Source organism: Pseudomonas sp. NY15374, assembly GCF_048068255.1.
Taxonomy (GTDB): Bacteria; Pseudomonadota; Gammaproteobacteria; order Pseudomonadales; family Pseudomonadaceae; genus Aquipseudomonas; species Aquipseudomonas machongensis.
The window spans coordinates 244770-263191 of record NZ_JBLUPZ010000002.1 but is presented as its reverse complement, the minus strand read 5'-3'; the positions used below and the strand labels follow the sequence as shown (position 1 = coordinate 263191).

Genomic DNA, 18422 nt, shown 5'->3' with positions numbered 1-18422 from the left:
GCAGGCAAAGTACCGTTTTTATGACGGTCAGCCATGCGAGAGAGCACGATGCCCCAGGCCGCCCACATCTCCCGAGCCCCTGAGCAGCAGGGACGCACCCCGGTCGAACAGGAAAGTCGACAGGGGCTCGAGCAGGCGTTCGCCCTGTTCAACCAGGTTTCCTCCCAGCTCAGTGAGTCGTACAACATGCTCGAGGCCCGCGTCAGCGAGCTCAAGGGCGAGCTGGAGGTGGTCAGCGCACAGCGCATGGCCGAGCTGGGTGAGAAGGAGCGTCTGGCCAACCGCCTGCAGCATTTGCTGGATCTGCTGCCTGGCGGGGTGATCGTCATCGACGGCCAGGGCTATGTGCGCGAAGCCAACCCTGCCGCCTGTGAGTTGCTCGGTGCGCCGTTGGTCGGTGAACTCTGGCGCCAGGTCATCGCTCGCAGCTTCGCGCCGCGAGAGGATGACGGCCACGAGGTGTCGCTGCGTGACGGTCGACGCTTGTCCATTGCCACCCGTTCGCTGGATGCCGAGCCCGGTCAGTTGGTGCTGCTCAACGACCTGACCGAAACCCGTCGCCTGCAGGGACAACTGGCGCGTCACGAGCGTCTGTCGTCGTTGGGGCGCATGGTTGCCTCGCTGGCGCATCAGATTCGCACGCCCCTGTCGGCGGCCATGCTTTATGCCAGCCATCTGGCCGACGATCAGGGCGGCCTGGCTCTGGAAACCCGTCAGCGCTTCGCCGGCAGTCTGAAGGAGCGTCTGCACGAGCTGGAGCATCAGGTGCGCGACATGCTGGTGTTCGCCCGTGGCGAGTTGCCGCTCAATGACCGGCTGACCCCAAAGGCATTGTTCCAGGCGCTGCAACAGGCTGCGCAGTCCCATGTGCAGGGGCATGCGGTGCGCTGGCAGTGCGATACGCACTTGGGCGAGTTGCTGTGCAATCGCGACACCCTGGTTGGCGCCTTGCTCAATCTGATCGAGAACGCGCTGCAGGCAAGCTCGGAGCCCGCGCGCCTGAAAGTACACCTGTTGCGTCGCGGGCAGAGCCTGCACCTGTGCGTCAGTGACGCTGGCAGCGGGATCGACGCGCAGTTGCTGGCGCGCCTGGGCGAGCCGTTCCTGACGACCAAGGCCACCGGTACCGGCCTCGGCCTGGCGGTGGTCAAGGCGGTGGTCAAGGCGCATCAGGGCAGTCTTGAGCTGCGCTCGAAAGTCGGGCGTGGCACTTGCGTGCGGGTGGTGCTGCCGCTGATCGGCGGGCAATCGACGGAGGTGCAGTGATGGTCAAGGTTTTGTTGGTCGAGGACGATCGTGCCTTGCGCCAGGCATTGGGCGATACCCTGGAGATCGGCGGATTCGACTACCGCGCCGTGGGCAGTGCAGAAGAAGCGCTGGACGCCGTGGCCGAAGAGGCCTTCGGGCTAGTGGTCAGTGATGTGAACATGCCGGGGATGGATGGCCATCAACTGCTTGCGCAACTGCGTCGCCACCACCCGCAACTGCCCGTGCTGCTGATGACTGCGCATGCTGCAGTGGAGCGTGCGGTGGAGGCGATGCGTCAGGGCGCTGCCGACTACCTGGTCAAGCCGTTCGAGCCCAAGGCGTTGCTGAGTCTGGTCGATCGTCATGCCGCTGGGCACCTGGGTGCCGAAGAGGAGGGGCCGGTGGCCAGTGAGCCGGCCAGTCGGCAACTGCTCGAGCTGGCTGCCCGCGTGGCGCGCAGCGACTCCACGGTGTTGATCTCGGGCGAGTCGGGTACCGGCAAGGAAGTGCTGGCGCGTTACATTCATCAGCGCTCGGCGCGCGCCGCGCAGCCATTCGTGGCGATCAACTGTGCGGCGATTCCAGACAACATGCTCGAAGCCACGCTTTTCGGTCACGAAAAAGGCGCGTTCACCGGTGCCATCGCGGCCCAGGCGGGCAAGTTCGAGCAAGCCGATGGCGGCACCCTGTTGCTCGACGAGATTTCCGAAATGCCGCTGGGCCTGCAGGCCAAGCTGCTGCGCGTGCTGCAGGAGCGGGAGGTCGAGCGGGTCGGCGGGCGCAAGCCGATCAGCCTGGACATTCGCGTGCTGGCCACCACCAACCGTGACCTGGCTGGCGAAGTCGCTGCCGGGCGCTTCCGTGAGGACCTGTACTACCGTCTTTCGGTCTTCCCGCTGGCCTGGCGTCCACTGCGCGAGCGCAGCGCCGATATCCTACCGCTGGCCGAGCGCCTGCTGGCCAAGCATGTCGGCAAGATGAAGCATGCGCCGGTTCGCCTGTCGACCGAAGCGCGGGCATGCCTGCAGGCGCACGCATGGCCTGGCAACGTGCGCGAGCTGGACAACGCGCTGCAGCGAGCGCTGATCCTGCAGCAGGGTGGGGTGATCGAGGCGGCGGATTTCTGTCTAGCGGGCGCCATTCCCTTGTCACCAGCAAGCAGTGATATCACAGGGCCATCATCGCTCGAATCGGCTTCTGAGTCCAGTGGCCTGGGCGACGATATGCGTCGTCATGAGTTCCAGATGATCATCGATACCTTGCGCGCCGAACGTGGGCGTCGCAAGGAGGCTGCCGAACGGTTGGGCATCAGCCCGCGTACGCTGCGCTACAAGCTGGCGCAGATGCGCGATGCGGGGATGGATGTCGAGGCCAGCCTGTACGGGTGAGTGCCTTTGCGGAGCGACTTTGCGAAGGCTGGCACCTTTGTTGCTTTAACCGTTTTACCCGCTGCATCAGTGTCAAAAAAATGCGGCCGCCGGAGAGAGAAGTTCATGAGCCAAGGTGTTGAATTCAATCGTCTGATGTTGGACATGCGCGCGATGCAGGCCGATGCCATGTCGCTGCCCAAGGTCGCCGCTGCGCCTGAGCTCGCCCCGGGCCAGAGCAGCTTTGCCGACATGCTCGGCCAGGCCATCAACAAGGTCAGCGATACCCAGCAGGCATCGAGCCAGTTGGCCAACGCCTTCGAGATCGGCAAGAGCGGTGTCGACCTCACCGACGTGATGATCGCCTCGCAGAAGGCCAGCGTGTCGTTCCAGGCCCTGACCCAAGTGCGCAACAAGCTGGTCCAGGCGTACCAGGACATCATGCAGATGCCGGTTTGAGGACGAATTGAGTCATGGCCGAAGCAGTCGTCGATAACGCCCCCGCCAAGAGTGGCCCGCCCGTGGCCAAGCCGCCGCTGTTCGGCATGGCGTTCCTGGAAAACATCTCGCAGATGCCCATGCTGCGTCAGGTCGGCCTGCTGGTCGGGCTGGCTGCCAGCGTGGCCATCGGCTTTGCCGTGGTGCTCTGGTCGCAGCAGCCGGACTACCGTCCGCTGTATGGCAGCCTGGCCGGCATGGACACCAAGCAGGTCATGGAAACCCTGGCCGCCGCTGATATTCCCTACACCGTCGAACCCAATTCCGGCGCGCTGCTGGTCAAGGCCGATGACCTCTCCCGTGCCCGCATGAAACTGGCCGCCGCCGGCGTGGCGCCAAGCGATGGCAACATCGGTTTCGAGATCCTCGACAAGGACCAGGGCCTGGGCACCAGCCAGTTCATGGAGGCGACCCGTTACCGTCGCGGCCTGGAAGGCGAATTGGCGCGTACGATCTCCAGCCTGAACAACATCAAGGCTGCTCGCGTGCACCTGGCCATTCCGAAAAGCTCGGTGTTCGTGCGTGACGAGCGCCGCCCGAGTGCTTCGGTACTGGTCGAAATGTTCCCAGGCCGCAACCTGGAAGCCGGTCAGGTGATGGCCATCGTCAACCTGGTCGCCACCAGCGTGCCGGAACTGGACAAGTCGCAGGTCACCGTGGTCGACCAGAAGGGCAATCTGCTGTCCGATCAGTTGCAGGACACCTCGCTGACCATGGCCGGCAAGCAGTTCGACTACACCCGCCGCATGGAAGGCCTGCTCACCCAGCGTGTGCACAACATCCTGCAGCCGGTGCTGGGCAACGACCGCTACAAGGCCGAGGTCTCCGCCGACGTCGACTTCAACGCCGTCGAATCCACCTCCGAGCAGTTCAACCCTGACCAGCCGGCGCTGCGCAGCGAGCAGTCGGTCAACGAGCAGCGTGCCAGCAGCCAGGGCCCGCAGGGTGTTCCCGGCGCGCTGAGCAACCAGCCGCCAGCCGGTGCTGCTGCACCTGAGAACGCCGCCGGTACCGGTACCCCGGCCGGTGCCATCGCCCCCGGCCAGCCGCTGGTCGATGCCAACGGCCAGCAGATCATGGACCCGGCCACCGGCCAGCCGATGCTCGCGCCGTATCCGTCCGACAAGCGTCAGCAGAGCACCAAGAACTTCGAACTGGACCGCTCCATCAGCCATACCCGCCAGCAGCAAGGTCGCCTGACCCGCCTGTCGGTGGCCGTGGTCGTGGACGATCAGGTCAAGGTCGATGCCAACGGCGAGACCACCCGCGCGCCCTGGGGCGCCGAGGACCTGTCGCGCTTTACCCGCCTGGTGCAGGATGCGGTCGGCTTCGATGCCAGCCGCGGCGACAGCGTGACCGTGATGAACGTGCCGTTCTCCGCCGACCGTGGCGAAGTGCTCGCCGACATCCCGTTCTACTCGCAGCCCTGGTTCTGGGACATCATCAAGCAAGTGCTGGGCGTGGTGTTCATCCTGGTGCTGGTGTTCGGCGTGCTGCGCCCTGTGCTCAACAACATCACCGGTGGCGGCAAGAGCGCGGCCACCGACAGCGACATGGAACTGGGCGGCATGATCGGCCTGGACGGCGAACTGGGCAACGACCGCGTCAGCCTTGGCGGGCCGAGCAGTATCCTGTTGCCAAGCCCGAGCGAAGGCTATGAGGCGCAACTGAACGCAATCAAGGGCCTGGTGGCCGAAGACCCGGGCCGTGTCGCCCAGGTCGTGAAAGAGTGGATCAACGCCGATGAGTGACAACCGAGCCGTTACCGCCAAGCTGAGCCGCGTCGACAAGGCGGCGATTCTCTTGCTGTCCCTGGGCGAGACCGATGCAGCCCAGGTCCTGCGGCACATGGGGCCCAAGGAAGTGCAGCGGGTTGGCGTCGCCATGGCGCAGATGGGCAACGTGCACCGCGAGCAGGTCGAGCAGGTGATGAGCGAGTTCGTCGAGATCGTCGGCGACCAGACCAGCCTGGGCGTCGGCTCCGACGGCTATATCCGCAAGATGCTCAACCAGGCGCTCGGCGAGGACAAGGCCAACGGCCTGATCGACCGCATCCTGCTCGGTGGCAACACCAGTGGCCTGGACAGCCTGAAGTGGATGGAGCCGCGTGCCGTGGCCGATGTCATCCGCTATGAGCACCCGCAGATCCAGGCCATCGTGGTCGCCTACCTCGACCCCGACCAGGCCGGTGAAGTGCTGAGCAATTTCGACCACAAGGTGCGCCTGGACATCGTCCTGCGCGTCTCCTCGTTGAACACCGTGCAGCCGGCGGCACTCAAGGAGCTCAACCAGATCCTCGAGAAGCAGTTCTCGGGCAACTCCAATGCTGCGCGCACCACCCTGGGCGGCATCAAGCGCGCTGCCGACATCATGAACTTCCTCGACAGCTCCGTGGAAGGCCAGCTCATGGATGCGATCCGCGATATCGACAGCGACCTGTCCGAGCAGATCGAAGACCTGATGTTCGTCTTCAACAACCTGGCCGACGTCGACGACCGTGGTATCCAGGCGCTGCTGCGCGAGGTGTCCTCGGACGTGCTGGTGGTCTCGCTCAAGGGCGCGGACGAGAAGGTCAAGGACAAGATCTTCAAGAACATGTCCAAGCGTGCTTCGGAACTGCTGCGCGACGACCTGGAGGCCAAGGGGCCGGTGCGGGTCAGCGATGTGGAAACGGCGCAGAAGGAAATCCTCACCATCGCTCGACGCATGGCCGAGGCCGGCGAGATCGTGCTCGGTGGCAAGGGTGCCGAGGAAATGATCTAAGCGATTTCGCGCACCGTTCTGACTGGCGCTGACCCTGTGGGAGCGGGTTTGCCCGCGAAGGCGCCAGGTCAGGCCACGCGTTGCTCCTGCTGACGCATTCGCGGGCAAGCCCGCTCCCACGGGGATCGCGTTGGCTGAACATGGTTTCGAGAACATGACAGCATGTCCACCAAAGAACATCCCAGCGACCTGATCCGCGCCCGCGACCTCGAGGGCGTCGATATATGGGCATTGCCCAGCTTCGATCCGGAGCCTGAGCCCGCGCCTGAACCTGAGCCCGAGGTGGTCGAGGAAGTCGAGGAAGTGCCGCTGGAGGAAGTCCAGCCGCTGACCCTCGAAGAGCTCGAAGCGATTCGCCAGGAGGCCTACAACGAAGGCTTCGCCACCGGCGAGCGCGAGGGTTTCCACAGCACGCAGCTCAAGGTGCGCCAGGAGGCCGAAGAGGCACTGACGGCCAAGCTGGCGAGCCTGGAGCTATTGATGGCGAACCTGCTCGAGCCCATCGCCGAGCAGGATACCCAGATCGAGAAGTCCCTCGTGCACCTGGTCGCCCATGTCGCCCGTCAGGTGATCGGTCGCGAGTTGGCCAGCGATTCCAGCCAGATCACTCATGTGTTGCGCGAGGCGCTGAAACTGCTGCCGATGGGCGCAGACAATATCCGCATCCACCTCAATCCGCAGGATTTCGAGCTGGCCAAGGCCCTGCGCGAACGCCACGAGGAAAGCTGGAAGCTGCTTGAAGACGAGTCGCTGCTGCCAGGCGGTTGCCGCATCGAGACGGCCCACAGCCGCATCGATGCCACCATGGAAACCCGCATGGAGAAGGCTGTGGCGCAGTTGTTCGAGCAGACCCACGACCAATCACTGCATCCTGCTGCGCCGGATCTGTCGGTCGACCTGGACAGCCCCGATGCGCCTTGAACGCACCAGTTTCGCCAAGCGCCTGGCCGGCTATGCCGAGGCGGTGAATCTGCCGGAGCAGCCGGTGGTCGAGGGCCGTCTGCTGCGCATGGTCGGTCTCACCCTCGAAGCCGAGGGCTTGCGCGGCGCAGTGGGCAGCCGCTGCATGGTGATCAACGACGACAGCTACCACCCGGTACAGGTAGAGGCCGAAGTGATGGGCTTTGCCGGCAGCAAGGTCTTTCTCATGCCGGTCGGCAGTATCGCCGGTATCGCCCCCAGGGCGCGGGTTGTGCCGCTGGACGACAGCGGCCGCCTGCCCATGGGCATGAGCATGCTTGGACGGGTGCTCGATGGCGCCGGCCGTGCCCTCGATGGCAAGGGCGGGATGAAGGCCGAGGACTGGGTGCCGCTGGATGGCCCGGTGATCAACCCCCTGAACCGTGATCCGATCAGTCAGCCGCTGGATGTGGGTATCCGCAGTATCAACGGCCTGCTGACTGTCGGTCGCGGCCAGCGCCTGGGTCTGTTCGCCGGTACGGGTGTCGGTAAGTCGGTGCTGCTGGGCATGATGACCCGCTTCACCAAGGCCGACATCATCGTGGTCGGCCTGATCGGTGAGCGGGGCCGCGAGGTGAAGGAGTTCATCGAGCACATCCTTGGCGAGGAAGGGCTCAAGCGCTCGGTGGTGGTCGCTTCGCCGGCCGACGATGCACCGCTGATGCGACTGCGCGCAGCCATGTATTGCACGCGCATCGCCGAGTATTTCCGCGACAAGGGCAAGAATGTCCTGTTGTTGATGGATTCGTTGACCCGTTTTGCCCAGGCGCAGCGGGAAATCGCCCTGGCCATCGGCGAGCCGCCCGCCACCCGTGGCTATCCGCCGTCGGTGTTCGCCAAGTTGCCCAAGTTGGTCGAGCGCGCGGGTAATGGTGAGGCGGGGGGTGGTTCGATCACTGCGTTCTATACCGTGCTTTCCGAGGGGGATGACCAGCAGGACCCGATCGCCGATTCGGCACGTGGGGTGCTGGACGGACACTTCGTGCTGTCCCGGCGCCTGGCCGAGGAGGGGCATTATCCGGCGATCGACATCGAGGCTTCGATCAGCCGGGTGATGCCGCAGGTGGTGGATGCCGACCATCTGCGCCAGGCGCAGAAGTTCAAGCAACTATGGTCGCGCCTGTCGCAGAGTCGCGACCTGATCAGCGTGGGTGCCTACGTGGCCGGTGGCGATCCGGAAACCGACCTGGCCATTGCCTTGCAGTCCAAGCTGGTGGCGTTCTTGCGCCAGGGGCTGGACGAAAGTGTCGGCATGGCCGAGAGCGGCGAGCAGCTGGGCGCGGTGTTCGCCCCGCCGGCGGGCGGCTGATAGGCCATGGCCCTGCCCAGTCGTGCCGCGCGCCTTTCGCCGGTGGTGGAGATGGCCGAGGAGGCCGAGCGCAAGGCTGTCCAGCGCATGGGCCACTTCCAGCAACTGGTGGCCCAGGCGCAGGCAAAGCTCGCCGAGCTTGAGCGTTTTCGCGAGGACTACCAGTTGCAGTGGATCAACCGCGGCAGCCAGGGCGTTGGCGGCAGTTGGTTGGTCAACTACCAGCGCTTTCTGGGCCAGTTGGAAACGGCCATGACCCAGCAGCGCCAGAGCCTGACCTGGCATCAGAACAACCTCAAGAATGCCCGCGACGCCTGGCAACAGGCCTACGCCCGGGTCGAGGGTCTGCGCAAGCTGGTGCAGCGTTACCTGGACGAAGCCCGCCGGGCCGAAGACAAGCGTGAGCAGAAGCTGCTCGACGAGCTGTCACAGCGCTTGCCCAGGCAGAATCATTTTCCAGGCTGACACCGCTCAAAGCCGCTGCGCTTGCGGCCCAGCCGGGCTGCTGCTAAACCTTCCTGAGTCGTAGCCATCATCGAAGGAATCGCACGCATGGCAGTCGAAACTGATTTTTCACCGGACGAAAAGCAGCTGACGATCAAGGTCAAGGGCCGTTTCGATTTCGGCAAGCATCAGGAATTTCGTGACGCCTACGAGCGCCAGCATCCGGCCCCGGACTCGGTCGTGGTGGATCTCAAGGATGCGACGTACCTGGACAGCTCCGCACTGGGCATGCTGCTGCTGTTGCGCGATCACGCCGGTGGTGACCACTCGGATATCAAAGTGATCAATACCAGTTCTGATGTGCGCAAGATCCTCGCCATTTCCAACTTCGAAAAATTGTTCGACGTCAGCTGAGGCCGTTCATGCCCGCCGAACAGGGATTGAGGGTGCTGATCGCCGAGGACGGTGCCGCGGACCGCTTGCTGCTCGCGCAGATCGTGCGGCGCCAGGGACACGAGGTGGTCACTGCCGAAAACGGCGAGCAGGCCGTTGCGCTGTTCGCCGAACAGAGGCCGGACCTGGTGCTGCTCGACGCCTTGATGCCGGTGATGGATGGATTCGAGGCGGCGCGACGGATCAAGGCCATGGCCGGTGAAGCGCTGATACCGATCATCTTCCTCACCTCGATGAACGAGGAGCAAGGGCTGGTGCGTTGCCTGGAAGCCGGCGGCGACGATTTCATGGCCAAGCCGTATAGCGCAGTGATTCTGGCTGCCAAGATCGGCGCCATGGATCGCCTGCGTCGGCTGCAGGCCACGGTACTGGAGCAGCGCGACGAACTGGCCCGGCATCACCATCACCTGCTCAACGAGCAGCGCGTAGCCAAAGCGGTGTTCGACAAGGTCGCCCATTCCGGTTGCTTGAGAAGCAGCAATATCCGCTACCTGCAGTCGCCCTACGCATTGTTCAACGGCGATCTGCTGCTGGCGGCGTTCGCGCCTTCGGGCGACATGCATGTGCTGCTGGGTGATTTCACCGGTCACGGCCTGCCGGCGGCCGTGGGGGCAATGCCCCTGGCCGAGGTGTTCTATGGCATGACCGCCAAGGGCTATGGTTTGGTCGAGACGCTGCGCGAGATGAACGCCAAGCTCAAGCGCATCCTGCCGGTGGACATGTTCTGTTGTGCGCTGTTGCTGAACCTGAGTTTCGAGCGTGGCACGGTCGAGGTGTGGAACGGTGGCATGCCCGATGGCTATCGTTTGTCGGCCGCCGGCGAGGTGCTGTCGGTGCTGCAATCCCGGCACTTGCCGCTGGGCATCCTGGCGCCCGAGCAGTTCGACGACCGCACCGACATACTGCCGCTGGCCGCGGGGGAGCGATTGTTCCTGCTGTCCGATGGCGTGGTCGATACCAGCGATGCGACGGATCGATTGTTTGGTGTGGAGCGCTTGCGTGAGGTGTTGGCGGCCAACCGCGACCCTGGGCGACTGTTCGATGAAGTGATGCAGGCGCTGGAGCGCTTTGGTGGTGTGCCGCGAGACGACATCAGCCTGTGTGATGTCCGCATGGCCGAACCTGGTGGCCTGGCACCTGTGGCGCCGGTGTATTCCGACAGCGGTCGCTCCAGTCCGCTGGATTGGTCGTTGTCGCTGGTGCTGCATGCCGACAGCCTGAAGCGCTTCAACCCGGTGCCTTATCTGTTGCAGTTCCTCCAGGAAATCCATGGTCTGCGTCCCAGCAGCGGGGTGTTGCACAGTGTGCTGGGTGAGCTGTATTCCAATGCGCTGGAGCACGGGGTGTTGGGCCTGGACTCACGGCTCAAGCAGGATGCCGAGGGATTTGCCGAGTACTACCGCGAACGCGGTCGGCGCCTGGCGGCGTTGTCCGAAGGGTTCGTGCAAATCGCGCTGAGGGTGGAACCCATGGCAACAGGTGGTCGTCTGACTGTTGAAATCAGCGACAGTGGCACGGGTTTTGATATCGAGAAAGTCTTGGCGCGCCCTGCGTCGGAAAAAGGTTTCAGTGGGCGTGGGCTACAGTTGGTACAGCGCTTGGGCGTCAAGGCTCAATGGCTCGACCAGGGGCGGCGGGCGCGGGTGGAGTTCGGTTGGTGAGCGGCCTCGGCGATTGAGGCATAATCAAGCTTGATCAAGGAGTGAGCAAGTGACACACGAGCATATCGATCAAAAGGTCCTGAGCGACCTGCAGGAGGTCATGGAAGATGGCTACCTGCAGTTGCTGGAAACCTTCCTGGAAGACTCCGAGCGCCGTCTCAGTCAGTTGCACGAGGCCAAGGACGCCAGCGAGTTGGGGATGGCCGCCCACAGCTTCAAGGGCAGCAGCAGCAACATGGGCGCAGTGGGCCTGGCCAGTCTGTGCCAGCAGCTCGAGGAGCGTGTGCGGCAACAGCCTTTGTATGGCATCGAGGACCTGATCAATCGGATCGACCAGGAGTTCGTCGAGGTCCAGCGCTTCTACCGTAGCGAGCGCGAGCGGGTTTCTGCAGGCTGACGGCAAAACTGGCGCGAGTTTTGCCTGTCTTCACCCAGATTCTATTTCGGTTCACTGGCGTGGAGAGTTTCAATGCCTGTCGCATCCAATCCCTTGTTGCAAGCCGGCCTCGCCAACGCGACCTCGCGGGCGACCAGTCCTGCGGCGGACAAAACCCCGCAAGCACCGGGCAATCAGGGCAGCGGCTTCGACCAGCTGATGGCCCGACAGCAGAGCGACAAGATGCCGGTGCGCAACGACAAGGCCTCTGTGCCGGCGCCCAGGGACAAGCCTGACTTCAATGCCGGCGGCAAGGGCGGCAACGACCGATCTTCGCCGGTTGCCGGTAATGGCAAGAACTTGCCAGCCAACAGCAACAAGGCCGCATCGGCCGCTGACAGGAACAACCAGGGTAGCGACAGCACTCAACAGGCGGGTGACAGTACCCAGCAGGCCTCCAGCGACGGCAATCAGGCAAGCGACTCGAGCTCCCTGGACGCCAGCCTGGTGGCGGGGCAGGTGACCGACGCCCAGGCGGGTGCGCAATTGCTCCAGGCCCAGGCCGAAGCCGTCGCTCCGGTGCTGCAGGCCGCGATCCAGCAGCCTGCTGCGCAACCGGTCCCTGAAGAGCTGGCGCCGCCAGTCGCCGAGCAGGCCGACAGCGACTTCGATCCCGAGGCCGACGCCCTGGCGAACATGCCGACCTTGCGCCTGGCGCTCGAGCAGAGCGCCCAGGCCAAAGGCACCACCTCGACGCACGCCTCTGGCCAGGGGGACAAGACCCAGGCCCAGGACGACAGTGCCCAGGCCAACGTCAATACCTTGGCGAACCTGGCGGTCAAGCCTGAGGGCGAATCCGAGCGTGGACAGTCACAGCCTGGCGAAAAAGGCTTCTCCGAGCTGTTGTCCAATGGTCTGAAGGACGTCAAGCATGCCGACAGCGACACCCGCGTGGACGACTTCGCCAATCGCCTGGCCAACCTGACCCAGGCCGTCACCGCCAAGACTGCCCATGCCGTACCGCCGACCAATCCGCTGCACCAGCCCCTGGCGATGAATCAGGGGGCCTGGACCGAAGGGTTGGTCAATCGCGTCATGTACCTGTCGAGCCAGAACCTCAAGTCGGCCGACATCCAGCTCGAGCCTGCAGAGCTGGGGCGACTGGACATTCGCGTCAATGTCGCGTCGGACCAGGCCACCCAGGTGACTTTCATCAGTGGTCACGCCGGCGTGCGCGATGCGCTCGACAGCCAGCTGTACCGTCTGCGCGAACTGTTCGCCCAGCAGGGGCTGGCCCAGCCTGACGTCAACGTCGCCGACCAGTCGCGTCAGCAACAGCAGCAGGCCCAGCAGGGTGGATCGAATCTGTCTGGTGTGGCTGCGCGTCGGGCCGGGGAGGCGGGCGAGGACGGTGAGCTGGCCGATGCTTCACGGCCGGTGGAGCAGCAGGTGGTGATCGGCGACAGTGCGGTCGATTACTACGCCTGATCATTCGGGGCTGCGTCTGACACCGGTGCGGACCGTTGTAAGCAACTGTCTTGCTCAAATCTAGAAGCCAGCCCAAATCCCTGTGGGAGCGGGCTTGCCCGCGAAAAATACACCGCGCTGCCTGGCACGGGCTACGCCCGTGTTCGCGGGCAAGCCCGCTCCTCCCAGGACTGTCCCGTCAGCCACACCGTTATAGCGCTCGCAACCTCCTCAAGCCCGCTCGGCCAAATCTGGCATAACACTTGCTCAGCCACGTCATCCTTTCTTGAAACCCCGATGGACGACGGATTATTGGCATGGCGAAGAGCGACGCAGTCAAAGACCCCGCCACTAAAGGCAAACTGAAGCTGATCCTGCTGCTGGTGCTGGCCTTGCTGCTGGCCGTGGGCCTGTCGGTGGGCGCCACCTGGTTCATCATGCACAAGAGCGAGCCTGCACCTGCGGCCGACCCTGCCGTGGCCAGCGTCAAGCAAGCGGCGATCTACGAGCCCCTGGCGCCGGCCTTCGTGGTCAATTTCAACCAGAACGGCCGCCAGCGCTACATGCAGGTGAGCATTACCCTGCAGGGCCGCAACCAGGCTGACCTCGATGCGCTGAAAGTGCACATGCCGGTGATTCGCAACAATCTGGTGATGATGTTCTCCGGGCAAGGCTTCGACAGCCTGGCCAGCAGTGCCGTGGGCCAGGAAATGCTGCGCCAGAAGGCCACTGCGGTGGTCCAGGAAGTGGCGCAGAAGGAAGTCGGCAAGCCGGTCATCGACCAGTTGCTGTTCACCAATTTCGTATTGCAGTAGGAGCACACTCGATGGCCGTGCAGGACCTGCTGTCCCAGGATGAGATCGATGCCCTGCTGCATGGGGTCGACGATGGGCTGGTACAGACCGAGAGCGCTGCCGAACCCGGTGGCGTCAAGAGCTACGACCTGACCAGCCAGGACCGGATCGTCCGCGGTCGCATGCCGACCCTGGAGATGATCAACGAGCGCTTCGCCCGTTACACCCGCATCAGCATGTTCAACCTGCTGCGTCGCTCTGCCGACGTGGCGGTGGGCGGCGTGCAGGTGATGAAGTTCGGCGAGTACGTGCATTCGCTGTACGTGCCGACCAGCCTCAACCTGGTCAAGATCAAGCCGCTGCGCGGCACCTCGCTGTTCATCCTCGACGCCAAGCTGGTGTTCAAGCTGGTGGACAACTTCTTCGGTGGCGACGGTCGCCACGCCAAGATCGAAGGGCGTGAGTTCACCCCGACCGAGCTGCGTGTGGTGCGTATGGTCCTGGACCAGTGCTTCGTCGACCTCAAGGAAGCCTGGCAGGCGATCATGCCGGTGAACTTCGAATACATGAACTCCGAGGTCAACCCGGCCATGGCCAACATCGTCGGGCCCAGCGAGGCGGTGGTGGTCTCGACCTTCCACATCGAGCTCGATGGCGGCGGCGGCGACCTGCACGTGACCATGCCGTATTCGATGATCGAACCGGTGCGCGAAATGCTCGATGCCGGTTTCCAGTCCGACCTGGACGACCAGGACGAGCGTTGGGTCAAGGCCCTGCGCGAGGACGTGCTGGACGTCAATGTTCCGCTCTCGGCCACCGTTGCCCGTCGTCAGCTCAAGCTACGCGACATCCTGCACATGCAGCCGGGCGATGTGATTCCGGTAGAGCTGCCCGAACACCTGGTACTGCGCGCCAACGGCGTGCCGTCGTTCAAGGCGCGCCTGGGCTCGCACAAGGGCACCCTGTCGCTGCAGATCATCGACCCGATCGAGCGCCGCTGACGGCGAGCCGGTCGCACTACGAATTGAAAGCCTGTCGAGGACTTTATGGCTAACGAAAACGAGATCACCTCCCCAGAGGAACAGGCCCTGGCCGATGAGTGGGCGGCAGCCCTGGAAGAAACCGGTGATGCCGGCCAGGCGGACATCGATGCGCTGCTGGCAGCTGACAATGGTCGCTCCTCTGGCGCAGGTCGCCTGCCGATGGAAGAGTTCGCCAGCTCCCCGCGGCCGAGCGAGAACGTCGGCCTGGAAGGGCCGAACCTGGACGTGATCCTGGACATTCCAGTGAGCATCTCCATGGAGGTGGGCGCCACGGAAATCAGCATTCGCAACCTGCTGCAACTGAACCAGGGGTCGGTCATCGAGCTTGATCGCCTGGCAGGCGAACCGCTGGATGTACTGGTCAATGGCACGCTGATCGCCCATGGCGAAGTGGTGGTGGTCAACGAGAAGTTCGGCATTCGCCTGACCGACGTGATCAGCCCCAGCGAACGCATCAAGAAGCTGCGCTGAGTGAAGGGCCTGATACGCGGCGTCGCCGCCCTGGGCACATTGCTCGCCAGCGAGGTGGTGATCGGCGCGGCTGATCCCGCGTCGGTGTCGGCCAGCACGTCCGCGCCCGGCGGCATGGGTGGACAACTGGCGCAGATGGTCTTCGGTCTGCTCGTGGTGGTGGGCGCCATCTTCCTGCTCGCCTGGTTGTTGCGCCGCCTGCAGGTGGCACAGCCGCGCGGCGGGCAGGTGATCGAGATCGTCGGCAGCCGAGCCCTCGGCCCGCGCGATCGCCTGCTGCTGGTGCAGGTGGGCAAGGAACAGATCCTGATCGGCCACAGCCCTGGCAGCATCGAAGCGTTGCACGTCATGGCCGAGCCCGTGGAGGTGCCTGTCGGCGCGCGTCAGGCGGCACCGGAATTCGCCCAGCGGCTGCTCGAGCTGATGGGCAAGGACCAGAAGGACAAGAAGTGATGAGCGGCGCGCTGCGCTTACTGTTGACCCTGGCGCTGCTGCTGGCCGCGCCCGTGGCCCTGGCCGCCGATCCGTTGTCGATCCCGGCCATCACCTTGTCCAATGGGCCTGACGGCCAGCAGGAATATTCGGTCAGCCTGCAGATCCTGCTGATCATGACGGCGCTGAGCTTCATTCCGGCGTTCGTCATCCTGATGACCAGCTTCACCCGCATCATCATCGTCTTCTCCATCCTGCGCCAGGCCCTGGGCCTGCAGCAGACACCGTCGAACCAGTTGCTCACCGGCATGGCCCTGTTCCTGACCATGTTCATCATGGCGCCGGTGTTCGATCGGGTGAATCGTGACGCGTTGCAGCCCTACCTGAACGAACAGATGACCGCGCAACAGGCCATCGACAAAGCCCAGGGGCCGCTGAAGGACTTCATGCTGGCGCAGACCCGGCAAAGCGATCTGGACCTGTTCATGCGCCTGTCCAAGCGCACCGACATCGCCGGCCCCGACCAGGTGCCGCTGACCATCCTGGTGCCGGCATTCGTCACCTCCGAGCTCAAGACCGCGTTCCAGATCGGCTTCATGATCTTCATCCCGTTCCTGATCATCGACATGGTGGTCGCCAGCGTGCTGATGGCGATGGGTATGATGATGCTGTCGCCGCTGATCATCTCGCTGCCGTTCAAGATCATGCTGTTCGTCCTGGTCGATGGCTGGGCGCTGATCATGGGTACGCTGGCCGGCAGTTTCGGCGGCGTCTGAGGCCGCTCAAGGAGAGTTTTCGATGACCCCTGAAGTTGCCGTCGACCTGTTCCGCGATGCGCTCTGGCTGACGGCCCTGATGGTGGCGGTGCTGGTGGTGCCGAGCCTGCTGGTCGGCCTGCTGGTGGCGATCTTCCAGGCGGCCACGCAGATCAACGAACAGACCCTGAGTTTCCTGCCGCGCCTGCTGGTGATGCTGATCACCCTGATCGTGGTCGGTCCGTGGCTGGTGCAGAAGTTCATGGAATACATGACCGGCCTGTACAGCGGCATTCCGCAGTTGATCGGATGATGAGCCCATGCTCGAGCTGAGCGCCGCGCAGATCGGCACCTGGGTCGCCACCTTCATCCTGCCGCTGTTTCGCGTGGCAGCGGTGCTGATGACCATGCCGGTGTTCGGGACGCGCATGCTGCCGGCGCGCATACGCCTGTATGTAGCGGTCGCGATCACCGTGGTGATCGTGCCCGGCCTGCCACCGCTGCCCGAGTTCGAGCCCTTGAGCGTGCGTGGCGTGCTGCTGTGCGCCGAACAGATCATCGTCGGCGCGCTGTTCGGGTTTTCCTTGCAGATGCTGTTCCAGGCGTTCGTCGTCGCCGGGCAGATCGTGGCGATTCAGTTGGGCATGGCGATGGCCTCGATGATCGACCCGGCCAACGGCGTCAACGTAGCGGTGGTCGGGCAGTTCCTGACCATGCTGGTGAGTGTGCTGTTCCTGCTGATGAACGGCCACCTGGTGGTGATCGAGGTACTGACCGAAAGCTTCACCACGCTGCCGGTGGGCAATGCCCTGGTGGTCGCGCATTTCTGGGAGATCGCCGGACGCCTGGGCTGGGTGCTGGGAGCGGGGCTGGTGCTGATCCTGCCAGTCATCGCAGCCCTGTTGGTGATCAACATCGCCTTTGGTGTGATGACCCGAGCCGCGCCACAGCTGAACATCTTCTCCATTGGTTTCCCGCTGACCCTGGTGCTGGGGCTGGCCATCTTCTGGGTCGGGCTTGCCGACATCCTCTCGCACTACCAGCAACTGGCCAGCGAGGCCTTGCAGTGGCTGCGTGAGCTGGCACGGGCGCCCTGAGCATGGCAGAGAGCGAGAGCGGTCAGGACAAGACAGAGGAACCTACCGAGAAGCGCAAGCGCGACGCACGGGAAAAGGGTGACATCGCCCGTTCCAAAGAGCTCAACACCTTCGCGGTGACCCTGGGGGGCGCCGGCGCCTTGCTGGCCTTCGGTGGCCACCTTGCCGAAACCCTGATGACGCTGATGCGCGTGAACTTCAGCCTGTCGCGCGAAGTGATAGTCGACGAGCGGGCCATGGGCGCCTTCCTGATGGCCTCGGGCAAGATGGCCATCTGGGCCACCCAGCCGGTGCTGGTGCTGCTGTTCGTCGTATCGTTCGTGGCCCCTATCGCCCTGGGCGGCTTTCTGTTTTCCGGCTCCTTGCTGCAGCCCAAGTTCAGCCGGATGAACCCGCTGTCCGGGATCAAGCGCATGTTCTCGCTGAACTCGCTGACCGAACTGCTCAAGGCGGTGGCCAAGTTCTTCCTGGTGCTGGTGGTGGCGCTGGTGGTGCTGGCCAACGACCGCGAGGCGCTGATGGCGATTGCCAAGGAGCCGCTCGAGCAGGCGATCATCCACAGCGTGCAGGTGGTGGGCTGGAGCGCCTTGTGGATGGCGGCGGGTCTGCTGCTGATCGCCATCGTCGATGTGCCGTTCCAGCTCTGGCAGACGCACAAGAAGCTGAAGATGACCAAGCAGGAAGTGCGCGACGAATACAAGGATACCGAGGGCAAGCCGGAGGTGAAGCAGCGCATTCGCCAACTGCAGCGCGAGGCGTCGCAGCGCAGGATGATGGCGGCGGTGCCCGAGGCCGATGTGATCATCACCAACCCGACGCACTATGCCGTGGCGCTCAAGTACGACCCGGAGAAGGGCGGTGCGGCGCCGCTGCTGCTGGCCAAGGGCACCGACTTCCTGGCCTTGAAGATCCGCGAGATCGGCCAGGAGCACAAGGTACAGATCCTCGAATCGCCGGCGCTGGCACGGGCGATCTACTACTCCACGGAGCTTGAGCACGAGATTCCGGCCGGTCTGTACCTGGCAGTGGCGCAGGTGCTGGCGTACGTGTTCCAGATTCGCCAGTACCGCTCGGGCAAGGGCAAGCCGCCCGAGCCGCTGAAGAAGGATCTGCCGATCCCGCCGGACCTGCAGCGCGACAGTTGATTCTGTAGGCGCGGGCTTGCCCGCGAAAAGAACACCGCCGTGGATCGCGAAAACACCGCAACAGAGCGCCTGGCCCCATACCCCGGCAAAGTTGGAAAGCTTCTTGCAAAGCCACGCCCAAGCGCCGTCCAGGCGTCAA

Annotated in this window: 20 protein-coding genes; all 20 read left to right on the top strand. The window is 64.0% G+C overall.

Annotation, left to right across the window (positions count from 1 at the left end; translation table 11 throughout):
- Positions 1-48: 48 nt before the first annotated feature.
- Positions 49-1266, top strand: a complete 1218-nt coding sequence (locus ACNFHO_RS05515) for a sensor histidine kinase (RefSeq protein ID WP_112898863.1) — start codon at positions 49-51, stop codon at positions 1264-1266.
- On the top strand, positions 1263-2636 hold the full coding sequence (locus ACNFHO_RS05510; RefSeq protein ID WP_416765558.1) for a sigma-54-dependent transcriptional regulator: 1374 nt from the start codon (positions 1263-1265) through the stop codon (positions 2634-2636). Before ACNFHO_RS05515 ends, ACNFHO_RS05510 begins: the two co-directional genes overlap by 4 nt.
- 105 nt (positions 2637-2741) lie before the next feature.
- A complete protein-coding gene (fliE, locus tag ACNFHO_RS05505; RefSeq protein ID WP_054891884.1) occupies positions 2742-3074 on the top strand; it encodes a flagellar hook-basal body complex protein FliE in 333 nt (110 codons plus the stop codon).
- Between the two features lie 14 nt (positions 3075-3088).
- The gene (fliF, locus tag ACNFHO_RS05500; RefSeq protein ID WP_054891883.1) at positions 3089-4864 is read left to right on the top strand and encodes a flagellar basal-body MS-ring/collar protein FliF; all 1776 of its coding nucleotides are present in this window, start codon (positions 3089-3091) and stop codon (positions 4862-4864) included.
- Positions 4857-5876 (top strand): flagellar motor switch protein FliG, encoded by a 1020-nt coding sequence (fliG, locus tag ACNFHO_RS05495; RefSeq protein ID WP_054891882.1) that lies wholly within the window; start codon positions 4857-4859, stop codon positions 5874-5876. Before fliF ends, fliG begins: the two co-directional genes overlap by 8 nt.
- A gap of 162 nt (positions 5877-6038) precedes the next feature.
- Positions 6039-6797, top strand: coding sequence for a flagellar assembly protein FliH (fliH, locus tag ACNFHO_RS05490; protein WP_063545684.1), 759 nt, complete (start codon positions 6039-6041; stop codon positions 6795-6797).
- Entirely contained in the window at positions 6787-8145 is a 1359-nt protein-coding gene (fliI, locus tag ACNFHO_RS05485) for a flagellar protein export ATPase FliI (protein ID WP_416765556.1), read from the top strand. The genes fliH and fliI overlap by 11 nt, the downstream gene beginning before the upstream one ends.
- 6 nt (positions 8146-8151) lie before the next feature.
- Complete coding sequence (fliJ, locus tag ACNFHO_RS05480; RefSeq protein ID WP_054891879.1) at positions 8152-8610, top strand: flagellar export protein FliJ; 459 nt, start codon at positions 8152-8154, stop codon at positions 8608-8610.
- Positions 8611-8697: 87 nt separating this feature from the next.
- Positions 8698-9003: an STAS domain-containing protein gene (locus ACNFHO_RS05475; RefSeq protein ID WP_054891878.1), complete on the top strand. Its 306-nt coding sequence runs from the start codon at positions 8698-8700 to the stop codon at positions 9001-9003.
- Positions 9004-9011: 8 nt separating this feature from the next.
- Positions 9012-10703: a SpoIIE family protein phosphatase gene (locus ACNFHO_RS05470; protein ID WP_416765553.1), complete on the top strand. Its 1692-nt coding sequence runs from the start codon at positions 9012-9014 to the stop codon at positions 10701-10703.
- Positions 10704-10752: 49 nt separating this feature from the next.
- A complete protein-coding gene (locus tag ACNFHO_RS05465; RefSeq protein ID WP_054891876.1) occupies positions 10753-11100 on the top strand; it encodes an Hpt domain-containing protein in 348 nt (115 codons plus the stop codon).
- A 72-nt stretch (positions 11101-11172) separates the two neighbouring features.
- Positions 11173-12567: a flagellar hook-length control protein FliK gene (locus ACNFHO_RS05460; protein ID WP_416765551.1), complete on the top strand. Its 1395-nt coding sequence runs from the start codon at positions 11173-11175 to the stop codon at positions 12565-12567.
- A 296-nt stretch (positions 12568-12863) separates the two neighbouring features.
- Entirely contained in the window at positions 12864-13361 is a 498-nt protein-coding gene (gene fliL, locus ACNFHO_RS05455) for a flagellar basal body-associated protein FliL (protein ID WP_054891874.1), read from the top strand.
- 11 nt (positions 13362-13372) lie between these two features.
- Positions 13373-14341, top strand: a complete 969-nt coding sequence (gene fliM, locus ACNFHO_RS05450; RefSeq protein WP_054891873.1) for a flagellar motor switch protein FliM — start codon at positions 13373-13375, stop codon at positions 14339-14341.
- 45 nt (positions 14342-14386) lie between these two features.
- A complete protein-coding gene (fliN, locus tag ACNFHO_RS05445; RefSeq protein WP_054891872.1) occupies positions 14387-14854 on the top strand; it encodes a flagellar motor switch protein FliN in 468 nt (155 codons plus the stop codon).
- Positions 14855-15307: a flagellar biosynthetic protein FliO gene (gene fliO / locus ACNFHO_RS05440; protein ID WP_054891871.1), complete on the top strand. Its 453-nt coding sequence runs from the start codon at positions 14855-14857 to the stop codon at positions 15305-15307.
- Positions 15307-16062: a flagellar type III secretion system pore protein FliP gene (gene fliP / locus ACNFHO_RS05435; protein WP_054891870.1), complete on the top strand. Its 756-nt coding sequence runs from the start codon at positions 15307-15309 to the stop codon at positions 16060-16062. Before fliO ends, fliP begins: the two co-directional genes overlap by 1 nt.
- 22 nt (positions 16063-16084) lie before the next feature.
- On the top strand, positions 16085-16354 hold the full coding sequence (fliQ, locus tag ACNFHO_RS05430; protein ID WP_054891869.1) for a flagellar biosynthesis protein FliQ: 270 nt from the start codon (positions 16085-16087) through the stop codon (positions 16352-16354).
- Positions 16355-16361: 7 nt separating this feature from the next.
- On the top strand, positions 16362-17138 hold the full coding sequence (gene fliR, locus ACNFHO_RS05425; protein ID WP_054891868.1) for a flagellar biosynthetic protein FliR: 777 nt from the start codon (positions 16362-16364) through the stop codon (positions 17136-17138).
- A 2-nt stretch (positions 17139-17140) separates the two neighbouring features.
- A complete protein-coding gene (flhB, locus tag ACNFHO_RS05420) occupies positions 17141-18283 on the top strand; it encodes a flagellar biosynthesis protein FlhB (RefSeq protein WP_063545677.1) in 1143 nt (380 codons plus the stop codon).
- The last annotated feature ends 139 nt before the right edge of the window (positions 18284-18422 follow it).

Bases quoted from the DNA above. Each gene is read 5' to 3' on its own strand.
- ACNFHO_RS05515 (WP_112898863.1), top strand. From the start codon at position 49: ATGCCCCAGGCCGCCCACATCTCCCGAGCCCCTGAGCAGCAGGGACGC.
- fliE (WP_054891884.1), top strand. From the start codon at position 2,742: ATGAGCCAAGGTGTTGAATTCAATCGTCTGATGTTGGACATGCGCGCG.
- fliF (WP_054891883.1), top strand. From the start codon at position 3,089: ATGGCCGAAGCAGTCGTCGATAACGCCCCCGCCAAGAGTGGCCCGCCC.
- fliG (WP_054891882.1), top strand. From the start codon at position 4,857: ATGAGTGACAACCGAGCCGTTACCGCCAAGCTGAGCCGCGTCGACAAG.
- fliH (WP_063545684.1), top strand. From the start codon at position 6,039: ATGTCCACCAAAGAACATCCCAGCGACCTGATCCGCGCCCGCGACCTC.
- fliI (WP_416765556.1), top strand. From the start codon at position 6,787: ATGCGCCTTGAACGCACCAGTTTCGCCAAGCGCCTGGCCGGCTATGCC.
- fliJ (WP_054891879.1), top strand. From the start codon at position 8,152: ATGGCCCTGCCCAGTCGTGCCGCGCGCCTTTCGCCGGTGGTGGAGATG.
- ACNFHO_RS05475 (WP_054891878.1), top strand. From the start codon at position 8,698: ATGGCAGTCGAAACTGATTTTTCACCGGACGAAAAGCAGCTGACGATC.
- ACNFHO_RS05470 (WP_416765553.1), top strand. From the start codon at position 9,012: ATGCCCGCCGAACAGGGATTGAGGGTGCTGATCGCCGAGGACGGTGCC.
- ACNFHO_RS05460 (WP_416765551.1), top strand. From the start codon at position 11,173: ATGCCTGTCGCATCCAATCCCTTGTTGCAAGCCGGCCTCGCCAACGCG.
- fliL (WP_054891874.1), top strand. From the start codon at position 12,864: ATGGCGAAGAGCGACGCAGTCAAAGACCCCGCCACTAAAGGCAAACTG.
- fliM (WP_054891873.1), top strand. From the start codon at position 13,373: ATGGCCGTGCAGGACCTGCTGTCCCAGGATGAGATCGATGCCCTGCTG.
- fliN (WP_054891872.1), top strand. From the start codon at position 14,387: ATGGCTAACGAAAACGAGATCACCTCCCCAGAGGAACAGGCCCTGGCC.
- fliP (WP_054891870.1), top strand. From the start codon at position 15,307: ATGAGCGGCGCGCTGCGCTTACTGTTGACCCTGGCGCTGCTGCTGGCC.
- fliQ (WP_054891869.1), top strand. From the start codon at position 16,085: ATGACCCCTGAAGTTGCCGTCGACCTGTTCCGCGATGCGCTCTGGCTG.
- fliR (WP_054891868.1), top strand. From the start codon at position 16,362: ATGCTCGAGCTGAGCGCCGCGCAGATCGGCACCTGGGTCGCCACCTTC.
- flhB (WP_063545677.1), top strand. From the start codon at position 17,141: ATGGCAGAGAGCGAGAGCGGTCAGGACAAGACAGAGGAACCTACCGAG.